Raw genomic sequence first — 12,959 nt, forward strand, 5'->3', positions numbered from 1 at the left:
TCGAAAGCGACCCCCGTGACGTCTGAACACCACTCCACGACCGGTACGGAAGACCTCACCCTCGACCCGCCTCCCGGCTGTCCCGCCCACCGCGGCCCGGACGGACTGGCCCGGCTGTACGGGCCCGGCGCGGAGGACCTGGCCGAGCTGTACGAGCAACTCCGGGCGGAGCACGGGGCGGTGGCCCCCGCGCTGCTCCACGACGACGTGCCGATCTGGGTGGTCCTCGGCCACGCGGAGAACCTGCACATGGTCCGAACCGCCTCGCACTTCACCCGGGACAGCCGCATCTGGACCCCGCTGCTGGAGGGCCGGGTCAAGCCCGACCACCCGCTGATGCCGCACATCGCCTGGCAGCCGATCTGCTCCCACGCCGAGGGCGACGAGCACAAGCGCCTGCGCGGGGCGGTCAAGTCCGCCATGGCCACCATCGACCACCGCAGCGTGCGGCGGCACATCTACCGGTCCACGCACGAACTGGTCAACCGCTTCTGCGGGCAGGGCCGCGCCGATCTGGTCGGCCAGTTCGCCGAGCACCTGCCGATGGCCGTGATGTGCGAGGTCCTCGGCATGCCCGAGGAGTACAGCGACCGCATGGTGCACGCGGCCCGGGACGCCCTCAAGGGCACCGAGACCGCCATCGCCAGCCATGGGTACGTCATGGACGCGCTGGACCGGCTGACCATCCGCCGCCGCGCCCAGCCCGCCGACGACTTCACCAGCCACCTCATCACCCACCCGGCCGGGCTGACCGACGACGAGGTCCGCGAACACCTGCGGCTCGTCCTCTTCGCCGCCTACGAGGCCACGGTCAACCTGCTGGCCAACGTGTTGCGCCGGGTCATCGTCGACCCGCGTTTCTACGCCCGGCTCAACGGCGGTCAGATGACGGTGCCGGAGGCGGTCGAACAGTCCCTGTGGGACGAGCCGCCGTTCAGTACGATCCTCGCCTACTTCGCCAAGCAGGAGACGGAGCTGGGGGGCCGGCGCATCCGCAAGGGCGACGGACTGCTGTTCGCGCCGGCGCCGGGCAACGTGGACCCGCGGATCCGGCCCGACCTCTCCGCCAGCATGCAGGGCAACCGCTCACACCTCGCCTTCGGCGGCGGACCGCACGAGTGTCCCGGCCAGGACGTCGGCCGGGCCATCGCCGACGTGGGCGTCGACGCGCTGCTGACCCGGTTGCCGGACGCCCAGCTCGCCTGCCGCGAGGAGGACCTGCGCTGGACCGCGTCCATCGCCTCCCGCCACCTCGTGGCCCTGCCGGTGCGCTTCGACCCCAAGCCGCCGAAGGAGTCCCTGGACACCATGGGCCTGGACGTGGTGCCGCCGCAGCGCCCCGAGGTGTTCCTCCGGCTGGAGCAGCCGGCTCCCACCAGCGAGTCCGGTCCCACCAGCGAGCCCGGTCCCGCGGGCGGGTCCGTCACCGTGGGCACGCCTTATGCCGCCGGCGGACCCGTGGCCGCGGGCGGACCGGTCGCCGCGGGCGGAACGGAGTCGGCCCCGGCCGCAGGGGAGCCGCGGCCGAGCGAGCCGACGGCGACGGGGGCATCGGCGTCGGCGGCGGCCCGCCGCCCGAGCGCCTGGCAGCGCTTCCTGTCGTGGTGGCGGGGATACTGACGCGCTCACCGGCCTGCTACGGGGCGGTCGGATCGGGCGGTCGGGTACGGGGCGGACCGGGGCTACGACAGCTGCGGCCCGTCCGGCCGTTCCTCCGCCGCCCATGTCGGGTACGCCGTCCAGGCCGCCAACTCCCGCTCGCTGCGCAGCCGGTGCCGTACCCCGGTGACGGGGTCGGTGAACTCCAGCTCCCGGGCGAGGAGCTGGAGGGGGCGGCTGAAGTCTCCCGGCCGGGCCGGCGCGGCGACCGCCGGATAGAGGGGGTCCCCGAGGATGGGGAGGCCCAGGGCGGTCATATGGACGCGGAGCTGGTGGGTCTGGCCGGTCTCGGGCGTCAGCCGGTAGCGGGCGAGCCCGTCCGGCCGGTGCTCCAGCAGCTCGACGCGGCTGACCGCGTTGGGCTCGCCCGGCACCTCCCGCGCGGTGAGCACGCCGCGCTCCTTCACGATCCGGCTGCGCACCGTGCGCGGCAGGGCCGTCCCGGGACGGTAGGGGGCGACGGCCTCGTAGGTCTTGCGGACCCGCCGGTCCTGGAACAGCGCCTGGTACGCGCCCCGTTCCTCGGGCCGCACCGTGAACAGCACCAGCCCGGCCGTGAGCCGGTCCAGCCGGTGGGCGGCGCCCAGCGCGGGGATGCCGAGCTCGCGGCGGAGCCGGGCGAGCACGGTCTCTGTGACGTGGCTGCCGCGCGGGGTGGTGGCCAGGAAGTGGGGCTTGTCGGCGACGACCAGGTGGGCGTCGCGGTACACGACCCGCACCGGGAAGGGCACCGGAACCTCGGCGGGCAGCTCCCGGTGGAACCACACGTAGAGCCCGGGGACGTACGCGGCGTCCGCAGCGACCGGCCGCCCGTCGGCGCCGACGATCCCGCCCGCCGCGAACATCCCGTCCACGATGCCGTCGCCCGCCCCGGACAGGCGCTCCACCAGGTGTTCCCGCACGGTGGCCCACGGGCCCGCCGCCGGCAGCCGCACCCGCACCGGGTCGACCCCGTCGCGCTGGGGGAGCGGGGCGGGCGGGGGCGGCGTACGGCGTCTCATCGTGGACCCAGGGTACGGCGCCGGAGAACCGGTGGGGCCGTCCGCCGCCCGGTGGCGGCCCCCGGCGGGCGGCGGACGCGCCCCGCGGTGCACGCCGCGTTCCAGGACCCGCTGACGCGTCGGTGGCACGCGCGGGCCGCCGGCTCCGCGGCGGAGGCCGCCGACCGGATCGGCGACGGGCGGGCCGAGTGGGCGCGGGAGCGGACCGCGCGGTGGGCCGTCGTCGACGCGGACACCGGTCTGCTCCTCGGCCGGGCCGCGCTGTGCGGCCTCCTGCTCGGCAGCGGATTCGCCGAGGGCGCCCACTGGACGGTGGCCGGGCCCGCGGCCGGGGCGTCGCCGTACGGCCCACCACCGTGCTGACCCGTTGGGCGCTGGAGGAGATCGGTTTCCACCGCCTGGAACAGACCCACGCCACGGCGAACGTGGCGTCCTGCCGGATGGCTGCCAAGACCGGCTTCCTGGTGGTGGGCACCAAGCGCGGTGCTCTCCTGCACGCCGACGGCCCGAACGACATGCGCCCGCACGCCCGGGGCGACGGCGACCGACCGGCCGACCGCGCCCCGTTCGGAGGAAGGGATCAGGAGGCCGCCGGCTCGGTGGTCTCCTGCTCCGCCTCGATGCGCGCGTTCCACTCCCGCTTCGACGCCTGCCAGCCGTCCTCGTTGTGGCCGAGCCGCCAGTAGCCCGAGATGGACAGGTCCTCGCGCGGGATGCCGCGCTCGACCCGCAGCAGATGGCGCAGCTCCTTCACGCAGTGGGCCTCACCGTGCACGAACGCGTGCACCCGGCCCTCGGGGAAGGGCAGCGCCCGCACGGCCTCGACGAGCGGTCGGCCGACCGGCCGGTCGCCGCGGTGCAGCCAGACGACCTCCGTGTCGGAGTCGATCTTCAGTTCCTCCTCCGGGCCGGAGACCTCAACGAAGGCGTGCGCCACCGCGCCGGCCGGCAGGGCCTCCAGCGCGGCCGCGATGGCCGGCAGGGCGCTCTCGTCACCGGCCAGCAGGTGCCAGTCGGCGTCCTGGTCGGGGGCGTAGGCGCCACCCGGGCCCATGAAGCGGACGGTGTCGCCCGGCCGGGCGCGCATCGCCCAGGGGCCGGCCAGGCCCTCGTCGCCGTGGATCACGAAGTCCAGGGCCAGCTCGCGGTGCTCGGGATCCCAGGACCGCACGGTGTAGGTGCGTGTCACCGGCCACTGCTCACGGGGGAACTCCGCCCGCACGCGCTCCAGGTCGAAGGGCTCCGGGTAGGTCACGCCCTCGGGAGCGAACAGCAGCTTCACGTAGTGGTCGGTGCAGGTGCCGGCCGAGAACCCGGCGAGTCCCTCGCCGCCGAGCACCACACGCTGCATGTGCGGAGTGAGCCGCTCGGTGCGCACGACCTGCGCGGAGTGCGGCTTCCGCGACGTGCGTGCGGGGCGTTCTGCCATGACGGCCTCCCAGTCGACCTGAAGCTTAGGCTTGCCTAAGCTAGCACTTCCCTGTTTGTGGCACACGAGAACATCGACGTGACGCCCCCGGGGCCGCTCAGGCGCCCAGCGTGGCGAGCAGTCGCCGCAGAGAGCCGCCCAGGCCCCAGCGGTTCCCCAGCTCCGCCACCGCCGCCGGGTCGCGCGGTGCACGCGGCAGCGCCGTGTCCACCGCCGGCAGCGGCACGTCGTCGGCGACCCGCACGACCTTCGGCGCGACCTCCACGTACGGCCGCGCCTCGGCGAGCCGCCTGCGCTGCGACGGGGTCAGCCTGGCCGCCGGGTCGTCGACGGCTGCCATGATCCCGTCCAGGTCGCCGAACTCGGCCAGCAGCTTGGCCGCCGTCTTCTCGCCGATCCCCGGCACCCCGGGCAGGCCGTCGCTCGGGTCGCCCCGCAGCAGCGCCAGATCCGCGTACCCGCGGCCGTCGACGCCATACTTCTCCCGCAGTACCGCCTCGTCGGTCAGCTGCAGCGTGCCGACACCCTTGAGCGGATACAGGACCCGCACCCCGCGCACGTCGTCCACCAGCTGGTACAGATCGCGGTCGCCGGTGACGATGTCCACCGGGCCCTCCGCCCGCGCCGTGAACGTGCCGATCACGTCGTCCGCCTCGTACCCCGCGACGCCCACCCGGGCGATGCCGAGCGCGTCGAGGACCGCCTCGATGACCGGAACCTGCGGCGACAGGGTGTCCGGCACCTCCTCCTCGTCCGGGCCCGTCTGGTGCTCCTCGGCGACCCGGTGCGCCTTGTAGGAGGGGATCAGCGCGACCCGCCACTCCGGGCGCCAGTCGGCGTCCATGCAGGCCACCAGTGCGTCGGGCCGGTGGTCGCGGACCAGTCGGTCAATGAACTCCAGCAGCCCGCGCACCGCGTTCACCGGAGTGCCGTCCGGTGCCCTCACGGAGTCGGGGACGCCGAAGTAGGCGCGGAAGTACAGGGAGGCGGTGTCGAGCAGCATCAGTCGTCCGGTCACGTGCGCATCATGCCGCACACCACCGACAGCGACCCGTGCCCGGCTTCGGCGGTGCGGCCCGCTTCGGAGCGTGCGCCCCGGCGCGCGAGCGGGGGACCCGCGCACGGGCGGGATCCGGCCAACCACGCAGAGCCAAGCCGTCACCCGAACCGGGGAGCCGCCCGGCCCCCGGACCGCCCCGCCCGGCCCTGGCCGGAACACCGGTGGCCGTCGGAGCATTGAACCCTAGGAGCGGCCCGTGCGAACCTGCCCGGACCCGGCCGCTCCGCCAGGCTGATCGACTGGCGTGAACCGTCCACTCGAAGGCCGCCCGCCGTGTCCTCGATGTGACGGGCACATGAAACGGTTTGCCGAACATGCGTAGGGTGCAGAGAACTCATCAGAAAGGGACCGACGAGCGAAGGAGGGAGCCGGAGCGATGGGCGACCACAAAGAACAGCCCCTGCGGGTGGGCGCGGCCGTGCGCCGCCGCCGTCGGGCCCTCGAACTCACCCTCGCCGTCGTGGCCGAGCGCAGCGGCCTGTCGGTCCCGTTCCTGAGCCAGATCGAGAACGACCGGGCACGGCCCAGCCAGAGCTCCCTGGAGAAGGTCGCCGACGCGCTGCGCACCACGGCCGTCGAGCTGCTCGCCGCCGCCGACCCGGCGTGCAGCGTGGACGTGGTGTCGGCCGAGGCCCCCGAGCCGGGGCCCGACCCGCACTCCCGGGCGCTGGTGCGCGGACACCACCAGATGCAGGCGACCGAGTTCACCGGCGACCATGACGCGGGCCGCGAACTGCGCTACCGCAACGACCAGTTGATGTATGTCGCCGACGGCGCCGTCGAGATCGAGGCCGAGGGCCGGGTGTACCGGCTCGGCCGCGGCGACACCCTGTACCTGACCGGCGGGGTGCGGCACCGCTGGCGGGCCACGGGGCCGGACACCCGGCTGGTCGTCGTGGCGGTGGCGGAGCACATCGAGGCGGTGCGGGACCGCAAGCGGTGAACGGTCCGCAGCCCGTGCAGCCCCGGCCCTCCCGCGCCGCACACGACGCCCCGCGCACCCCCGTGCCGCCGCGCGTCGTCTCTCTCGTGCCGTCCCTCACCGAGGCCGTGGCCGCGAGTGTCCCCGGCGCGCTCGTCGGCGCCACGGACTGGTGCAGCCACCCGGCGGGCCTCGACGTCCCCCGGGTGGGTGGCACCAAGAACCCCGATCTCGACCGGGTCGCCGCCCTCTGGCCCGATCTGGTCATCGCCAACGAGGAGGAGAACCGCGCGCCGGACCTGGCCGCCCTGCGCGCGGCCGGACTGGAGGTGCTGGTCACCGAGGTGCGGGACGTGCCCCAGGCGTTCCGGGAACTGGACCGGGTGGTCTCGGCGTGCGGTGCGCGCCGTCGGCCGCGCTGGCTGGACGAGGCCGAGGACGCCTGGACCAAGCCGTCCGTGCCGGGCCCCGGCCACCGCCGCACCGCCGTCGTGCCGGTCTGGCGCCGCCCCTGGATGGTGCTGGGCCGCGACACGTTCGCGGGCGATGTGCTCGCGCGCCTGGGTGTGGACCACTGCTACGCCCGTCACGAGGAGCGGTACCCGCGGGTCTCGGCGGAGGAGCTGAGCGCCCGACGGCCCGACCTGGTGGTGCTGCCCGACGAGCCTTACCGGTTCGCCGCCGACGACGGCCCCGAGGCGTTCCCGGGGCTGCCCTGCGCGCTGGTCAGCGGACGGCACCTGACGTGGTACGGGCCGTCGCTGGCCGAGGCTCCCGCGGTGCTCGGTGCCGCCCTGCGAGCGGCTCGGTGCTGAGCGGCGCGCGCACCGGCGCCCGTGCCGTCGCGACCGGGGAGTATGCCGCCAACCGGGCATAAACTGACCTTATGAGCGGTGGGGAGACAGCAGGCGAGGGGCGTCCGGCCGGTGGTTCGCTGGCCCATCGGGTACCGGATCTGGGCGCCCTGGAACTGCTGCTGACGGTGGCCCGGCTGGGCAGTCTCGGAGCGGCCGCCCGGGAGCTGGGGATCACCCAGCCGGCGGCGAGCAGCCGGATCCGCTCCATGGAGCGCCAGCTGGGTGTGGCGCTCGTGGACCGGTCGCCGCGCGGGTCGCGGCTGACCGACGCGGGCGCGCTGGTGACGGACTGGGCGCGGCGGATCGTCGAGGCGGCGGAGGCGTTCGACGTGGGCGCGCAGGCGCTGCGGGACCGGCGGGACTCCCGGCTGCGGGTCGCGGCGAGCATGACGATCGCGGAGTACCTGCTGCCGGGGTGGCTGCTCGCGCTGCGGGCCCAGCGGCCCGACACGGCGGTGTCGCTGCTGGCCGGGAACTCGGCGGCGGTGGCGGAGCGACTGCTCGCCGGGGAGGCCGATCTGGGGTTCGTGGAGGGGCTGACGGTGCCCTCCGGGCTGGACTCGGCGGTGATCGGTCACGACCGTCTGATCGTCGTCGCCGCGCCCGGACACCCGTGGACGCGGCGGCGGCGCCCGCTGGCCGCCGAGGAACTGGCGGCCACCCCGCTGATCCTGCGGGAGAAGGGCTCCGGGACCCGGCAGGTCCTGGACATGGCGCTCGGCGGGCTGGCCCGGCCGCTGATCGAGCTGTCCTCCACGACGGCGGTGAAGGCGGCGGCGGTCAGCGGCGCGGGCCCGGCGGTCCTCAGCGAACTCGCCGTCGGCGAGGAGCTGGGCATGCGCCGCCTGGTCAGCGTCCCGCTCGACGACGTCTCCCTGGCCCGCGCCCTGCGCGCCGTCTGGCCCACCGGCCACCGCCCGGCGGGCCCGGCCCGGGAACTGCTGAGCCTGACCCGCGGCTGACCCGGCGGCGGGCGAGGCGGCCCGCCGGTCGCATCGGTGCTCGGCCCCGCGGCTGCCCCGCCGATGTCCCCCGCCGACCCGAGGGCCGTCGGGGCGACCGCAGCTCGCTGCCGGTCGGTGGCCCGGTCAGCCGTCCCGCGCCGCTGCCGCCCCGCTGCCGCTCTCGGCCGGTCCATCAGCCGGCGGCCTCCGGCGGCCGCCCCCGGGCTCTGTGGGCGGCAAGCCCCGCCCCGGTCCGTGGCCGGGATGAGCGACCGGACTGCCTGCCGCCCGTGGTCCCGGCCGCTGTGCCGGTCCGGGGTCGCTGCCACCTGTGCCGGTCCGCGGCTGGTGGGGTGGCCGGGGCTCGCTGCGACGTGTGCCGGTGGCGGCTGGCGGGGTGGCCGGGGCTTGTTGCCACCTGTGCCGGTCTGCGGCGGGTGGGCGGCCCGGGCTCGTGGTCACCCGTGGTGCCGGACTCAGGTTCGCCGCCGCCCGCGTGGTGGTCCGTGGCGTCGGCAGCGGCCTCGGCGCCCTGCCCGTCTCGGTCCGCACGCAGGTCCCCGGCCGCAGGGCGCCGCCCCGGCCGGTCGGGGCTCAGCGGGTCGCCGCGGCCACCAGGGCCCGCATCACCCGCAAGTCCCGGCCCATCTCCGGATGCCACTGGACGCCGAGCACCCAGCCGGGTGGAGGCAGTTCCACCGCCTCCACCGTGCCGTCCTCGGCGTACGCCGAGACGACCAGTCCCGCCCCCAGCCGGTCCACCGCCTGGTGGTGGTAGGTCGGTACGGAGGTCTCCTCGGGGGCGATACCGGCGTAGCGGGTGCCCGGCACCGGCTTGACCGGGTGCCGGCCGAAGGCCCCCGGGGCCTCGGCGTGCCCGTCGACGTGCTGCGTGAGGGTGCCGCCGAGGGCGACGTTCAGCAGCTGCATCCCCCGGCAGACGCCCAGCAGCGGCACCCGGGCGGCCAGCGCCGCCTCGATCAGCGCCAGCTCCCACGTGTCACGGGCCCGCGCCGGCGGTCCGGTGCGCGGGTCGCGCTCGGCGCCGTAGCGCACCGGGTCCACGTCCGGGCCGCCGGCGATCACCACCGCGTCCAGCCGGGCCACCGCCGCCGCCGCGTGCTCCGGCGCGTCCGGCGGCAGCATCGCCGCGAGGCCGCCCGCCCGTTGCACGAGCCGGGGGTAGCCGGCCGGCAGCAGTGCCGCCTCCAGCTCCCACACGCCCCAGCGCGCGCCCGCCTCCAGGTAGGTGCTGACGCCGATCAGCGGTCTGTTCACTGCTGCTCCCTCACGGTCGGCGGTCCCGGCGGTCTCAGTCCCGTGCCAACTCTGCCTCGGCCGCCGCCAGTGCGGCGAACTCCTCCTCCGGCGCCTTCGCCACCAGCCGCTTGCGGCTGTAGAGACCGAAGTAGGCGACGGCGACCCCGTACACCGACAGGGCGATCACCGCCGCCGTCACGTCCACCAGGAACGTCGCCACCAGCGCCGCGCACGCCAGGACCAGCGCCACCGAGGAGGTCAGCACCCCGCCCGGCGTGCGGTACGGCCGCGCCAGCCCCGGCTCGCGGCGGCGCAGCACGATGTGGGAGAGCGACATCAGGGCGTAGGAGATGGTGGCGCCGAAGACCGCGACGTTCAGCATGCGCGCCCCGTCGCCGGTGACCGCGGCCAGCAGGAAGCCGATCGTGCCCGGTACCAGCAGACCCAGGTAGGGGGCCTTGCGGCGGCTGGTCAGGGAGAGGAAGCGGGGCAGGTAGCCCGCGCGGGACAGCGCGAACAGCTGGCGCGAGCCGGCGTAGATCAGCGAGAAGAAGGACGCCACCAGTCCGGCCAGCCCCGCGTAGTTGACGATCCGGCTCAGCGCGGTGGCCTCGCCGTTCGGCTGGAGGGCCTCGACCAGCGGGTTCCCCGCCTCCTGGATCGCCGCCGAGCCGCGCGCCCCGGCCGCCGCGAAGAAGGTCACCACGGCCAGCACCACCAGGACGCCCATCGACCAGCGGATCGCCTTGGGCAGGGTGCGGGCCGGGTTCCGCGTCTCCTCGGCGGCCAGCGGCACCCCCTCCACGCCCAGGAAGAACCACATGCCGAACGGGAACGCCGCCCAGATGCCGAGCACGCCGAACGGCAGCCAGGAACCGGCGCCCGCGGCCGACGTGTCCACCGGGATGTCGTCCAGGGCGGCGAAGCTGAAGTCCGGCAGCGCCGCCGCCGCGAACACCACCAGGGCCACGACCGCGATGCCGGTGACGACGAAGCTGAACCGCAGCGCCTCGCCCACGCCCCACAGGTGGATGCCGAGGAAGACCGCGAAGCAGACCAGGTACACCGGCCAGCCGGACTCCAGCCCGAACAGGCCCAGCGACTCGACGTAGTCCCCGATGAAGATGACGATGGCGGCCGGTGCCAGAACGTACTCGATGAGGATCGCCGTGCCGGTCAGGAAGCCGCCCCAGGGGCCGAGCGCACGGCGGGCGAAGCCGTATCCGCCGCCTGCCGTGGGCAGGATCGAGGACAGTTCGGCGAGGGCGAACACCATGCACGCGTACATGGTGCCCATCAGCACCATGGCGACGGCCAGACCGCCGAAGCCGCCCTCCGCCAGGCCGAAGTTCCAGCCCGAGTAGTCGCCGGAGACGACGTAGGCGACGCCGAGGCCGGTCAGCAGCACCCAGCCGGCGCTGCCCCGGCGCAGCGATCTGCGCTCCAGATAGTCGTCCGGCTCAGGGGCGGTGGGCGTTCGGGTGGAATCCATGGACATGGGCACGACTCCCCACGGGGCGGCGGACAGAGCTCAATGGAATGGAGCCATACCTTTGCGGGGTCCGTCCCGGGAAAGCAATACCCCTGCGTTAAGCGTCCGTAAATCCGCGCGCGCCCGGGTTCACCCGAGGAACCCCCTCAGCAGCGCCGCCGTGCCCTCGCAGTGCTCGCGCGTGATCTCCCGGGCCTGCTCGGCGTTGCCCTCGATCACGGCCTCGACCAGCGCGGCGTGCTGGCGCTGCGAGTGCTCCAGGTTGCGCACCAGCAGCGGGATGCAGTCCAGCAGGTCGTTCACCGTCGCCCGGACGGCCGCGTACTGGGCGGTGAGCGTGGCCGAGCCGGACAGCTCGGCCAGGGTGAGGTGGAACAGGGTGTCGCGGCGGCGGTACTCGGCCAGCGGGGCGTCGTGGGTGCGGGCCAGCGCCTCGCGCAGCCGGTCCGCCCCCTCCCCGGCCAGGCCGTGCGTGGCGCACAGCCCGGCCGCGCCCACCTCCAGCACCTCGCGGAAGCGCAGGGTGTCCTCCACGTCCACGTCCCGCAGGCGGCGGCGCAGCTCCTCCTCGCCGGGGGCGTCGGTGCGCGGCAGGACGAACGTCCCGCCGTAGCGTCCGCGCCGCGACTCCACCAGCCCCTGGTCCTGCAGCACCTTCAGCACCTCGCGCAGCGTCACCCGGCTGACCCCCAGCCGGTCGGCCAGCTCCCGCTCGGCCGGCAGCCGTCCGCCGTCCGGCACCAGGCCGAGCCGGAGCACCTGGAGGATCTGCTCCAGCGCCTCCTCGAAGCCGTTGCCGGCCCGCACCGGACGCAGCACCGACGTCAGCCGGTCCCCGCCCTGGAGCATCCCGTGCCCCGTGTCGGCCCGCGACATGTCGCCGACCCCCCTTCCCAATCAATGGTCCTGGGCAATACCTTATGGCTCCCGGCTGACCGACGAAGCCCGAGGAGGCTTACCCGTGGCAGACCGCACAGCCCCGCTGACCGTCGAGGAACTGCACACCCTCGTCGCCGGCGGTGAGATCGACACTGTCGTCCTCGCCTTCCCCGACATGCAAGGGCGGCTCCAGGGCAAGCGGTTCGCCGCCCGCTTCTTCCTCGACGAGGTCCTCCGGCACGGCACCGAGGGCTGCAACTACCTGCTCGCCGTCGACGCCGACATGAACACCGTCGACGGCTACCGGATGTCCTCATGGGAGCGCGGCTACGGCGACTTCGCCATGCACCCCGACACCGCCACCCTGCGCCGCCTGCCCTGGCACCCCGGCACCGCGCTGCTGATCGCCGACCTCGCCTGGGCCGACGGCACCCCGGTCGCCGCCGCGCCCCGCCAGATCCTGCGCCGCCAGCTGGAGCGCCTCGCCGCACTCGGCCTCACCGCACAGGTCGGCACCGAGCTGGAGTTCATCGTCTTCAAGGACACCTACGAGCAGGCCTGGGACGCCGGCTACCGGGGCCTGACCCCGGCCAACCAGTACAACATCGACTACTCCATCCTCGGCACCGGCCGCATCGAGCCCCTGCTGCGCCGCCTGCGCAACGACATGGCCGGCGCCGGCCTCACCGTGGAGTCCGCCAAGGGGGAGTGCAACCCCGGCCAGCACGAGATCGCGTTCCGCTACGACGAGGCCCTGGTCACCTGCGACCAGCACGCCATCTACAAGACCGGCGCCAAGGAGATCGCCGCCCAGGAGGGCGTCTCGCTGACCTTCATGGCCAAGTACAACGAGCGCGAGGGCAACTCCTGCCACATCCACCTCTCCCTGGCGGACGCCGACGGCACCAACGTGATGGCCGGGGACGGCCCCGACGGGATGTCGGACGTCATGCGGCACTTCCTCGCCGGCCAGCTCGCCGCCCTGCGCGACTTCGCGCTGCTCTACGCCCCGAACATCAACAGCTACAAGCGATTCCAGCCGGGCTCCTTCGCTCCCACCGCCGTGGCCTGGGGCCACGACAACCGCACCTGCGCGCTGCGCGTCGTCGGCCACGGCCGCTCCACCCGGTTCGAGAACCGGCTGCCCGGCGGCGACGTCAACCCGCACCTCGCCGTCGCGGGGCTGGTCGCGGCCGGCCTGTACGGCGTCGAGCGGAAGCTGGAGCTGCCGGACCCCTGCTCCGGCAACGCCTACACCGCCGAGTACGCCCACGTCCCGACCACCCTGCGCGAGGCGGCCGAACTCTGGGAGAACAGCCCCGTCGCCAGGGCCGCCTTCGGCGACGAGGTGGTCGACCACTACCGCAACATGGCCCGGGTCGAGCTCGACGCCTTCGACGCCGCGGTCACCGACTGGGAGCTGCGCCGCTCCTTCGAACGCATGTGAAAGGCCACC

The 12,959-nt window shown here is 74.5% G+C and carries 13 protein-coding genes; 7 read left to right on the forward strand and 6 right to left on the reverse strand.

Annotation, left to right across the window (positions count from 1 at the left end; genetic code table 11):
- Window positions 1–15 precede the first annotated feature (15 nt).
- Window positions 16–1,620 (forward strand): cytochrome P450, encoded by a 1,605-nt coding sequence (locus tag ACSLTV_RS09880; protein ID WP_435611982.1) that lies wholly within the window; start codon window positions 16–18, stop codon window positions 1,618–1,620.
- A gap of 62 nt (window positions 1,621–1,682) precedes the next feature.
- Here the strand turns inward: ACSLTV_RS09880 and ACSLTV_RS09885 are convergent, their stop codons facing one another.
- Window positions 1,683–2,660, reverse strand: coding sequence for a pseudouridine synthase (locus ACSLTV_RS09885; RefSeq protein WP_432134524.1), 978 nt, complete (start codon window positions 2,658–2,660; stop codon window positions 1,683–1,685).
- Between the two features lie 87 nt (window positions 2,661–2,747).
- On the opposite strand from ACSLTV_RS09885, the gene ACSLTV_RS09890 reads away from it, so the two are divergent.
- Window positions 2,748–3,023, forward strand: a complete 276-nt coding sequence (locus ACSLTV_RS09890) for a hypothetical protein (protein WP_432134523.1) — start codon at window positions 2,748–2,750, stop codon at window positions 3,021–3,023.
- Entirely contained in the window at window positions 3,017–3,346 is a 330-nt protein-coding gene (locus ACSLTV_RS09895; protein ID WP_435611983.1) for a GNAT family N-acetyltransferase, read from the forward strand. The genes ACSLTV_RS09890 and ACSLTV_RS09895 overlap by 7 nt, the downstream gene beginning before the upstream one ends.
- Here ACSLTV_RS09895 and ACSLTV_RS09900 read toward each other — a convergent pair.
- Window positions 3,241–4,089: a siderophore-interacting protein gene (locus ACSLTV_RS09900; RefSeq protein ID WP_432134522.1), complete on the reverse strand. Its 849-nt coding sequence runs from the start codon at window positions 4,087–4,089 to the stop codon at window positions 3,241–3,243. The genes ACSLTV_RS09895 and ACSLTV_RS09900 overlap by 106 nt on opposite strands.
- A 97-nt stretch (window positions 4,090–4,186) precedes the next feature.
- On the reverse strand, window positions 4,187–5,107 hold the full coding sequence (locus ACSLTV_RS09905; RefSeq protein WP_432134521.1) for a 5'-3' exonuclease: 921 nt from the start codon (window positions 5,105–5,107) through the stop codon (window positions 4,187–4,189).
- 418 nt (window positions 5,108–5,525) lie between these two features.
- On the opposite strand from ACSLTV_RS09905, the gene ACSLTV_RS09910 reads away from it, so the two are divergent.
- The 3 genes from ACSLTV_RS09910 to ACSLTV_RS09920 all read left to right on the forward strand — a co-directional run bounded on the left by ACSLTV_RS09910 (window position 5,526) and on the right by ACSLTV_RS09920 (window position 7,890).
- Window positions 5,526–6,092: a helix-turn-helix domain-containing protein gene (locus ACSLTV_RS09910; protein ID WP_432134520.1), complete on the forward strand. Its 567-nt coding sequence runs from the start codon at window positions 5,526–5,528 to the stop codon at window positions 6,090–6,092.
- Window positions 6,093–6,154: 62 nt separating this feature from the next.
- Window positions 6,155–6,886 carry a helical backbone metal receptor gene (locus ACSLTV_RS09915; protein ID WP_432134632.1) on the forward strand — a complete coding sequence of 244 codons (732 nt, stop codon included), beginning with the start codon at window positions 6,155–6,157 and terminating at the stop codon, window positions 6,884–6,886.
- 71 nt (window positions 6,887–6,957) lie between these two features.
- Window positions 6,958–7,890 (forward strand): LysR family transcriptional regulator, encoded by a 933-nt coding sequence (locus ACSLTV_RS09920; RefSeq protein WP_432134519.1) that lies wholly within the window; start codon window positions 6,958–6,960, stop codon window positions 7,888–7,890.
- Window positions 7,891–8,466: 576 nt separating this feature from the next.
- Here ACSLTV_RS09920 and ACSLTV_RS09925 read toward each other — a convergent pair.
- The 3 genes from ACSLTV_RS09925 to ACSLTV_RS09935 all read right to left on the reverse strand — a co-directional run bounded on the left by ACSLTV_RS09925 (window position 8,467) and on the right by ACSLTV_RS09935 (window position 11,500).
- Entirely contained in the window at window positions 8,467–9,150 is a 684-nt protein-coding gene (locus ACSLTV_RS09925; RefSeq protein ID WP_435611984.1) for a gamma-glutamyl-gamma-aminobutyrate hydrolase family protein, read from the reverse strand.
- A gap of 34 nt (window positions 9,151–9,184) precedes the next feature.
- Window positions 9,185–10,630: an ethanolamine permease gene (gene eat / locus ACSLTV_RS09930; protein WP_435611985.1), complete on the reverse strand. Its 1,446-nt coding sequence runs from the start codon at window positions 10,628–10,630 to the stop codon at window positions 9,185–9,187.
- 123 nt (window positions 10,631–10,753) lie between these two features.
- Window positions 10,754–11,500 (reverse strand): FadR/GntR family transcriptional regulator, encoded by a 747-nt coding sequence (locus ACSLTV_RS09935; protein ID WP_432134516.1) that lies wholly within the window; start codon window positions 11,498–11,500, stop codon window positions 10,754–10,756.
- 85 nt (window positions 11,501–11,585) lie between these two features.
- Between ACSLTV_RS09935 and ACSLTV_RS09940 the strand changes: the two genes are divergently transcribed.
- Complete coding sequence (locus ACSLTV_RS09940) at window positions 11,586–12,950, forward strand: glutamine synthetase family protein (RefSeq protein ID WP_432134515.1); 1,365 nt, start codon at window positions 11,586–11,588, stop codon at window positions 12,948–12,950.
- The last annotated feature ends 9 nt before the right edge of the window (window positions 12,951–12,959 follow it).

It is taken from the genome of Streptomyces sp. bgisy159, from assembly GCF_965341775.1.
Taxonomy (GTDB): domain Bacteria; phylum Actinomycetota; class Actinomycetes; order Streptomycetales; family Streptomycetaceae; genus Streptomyces.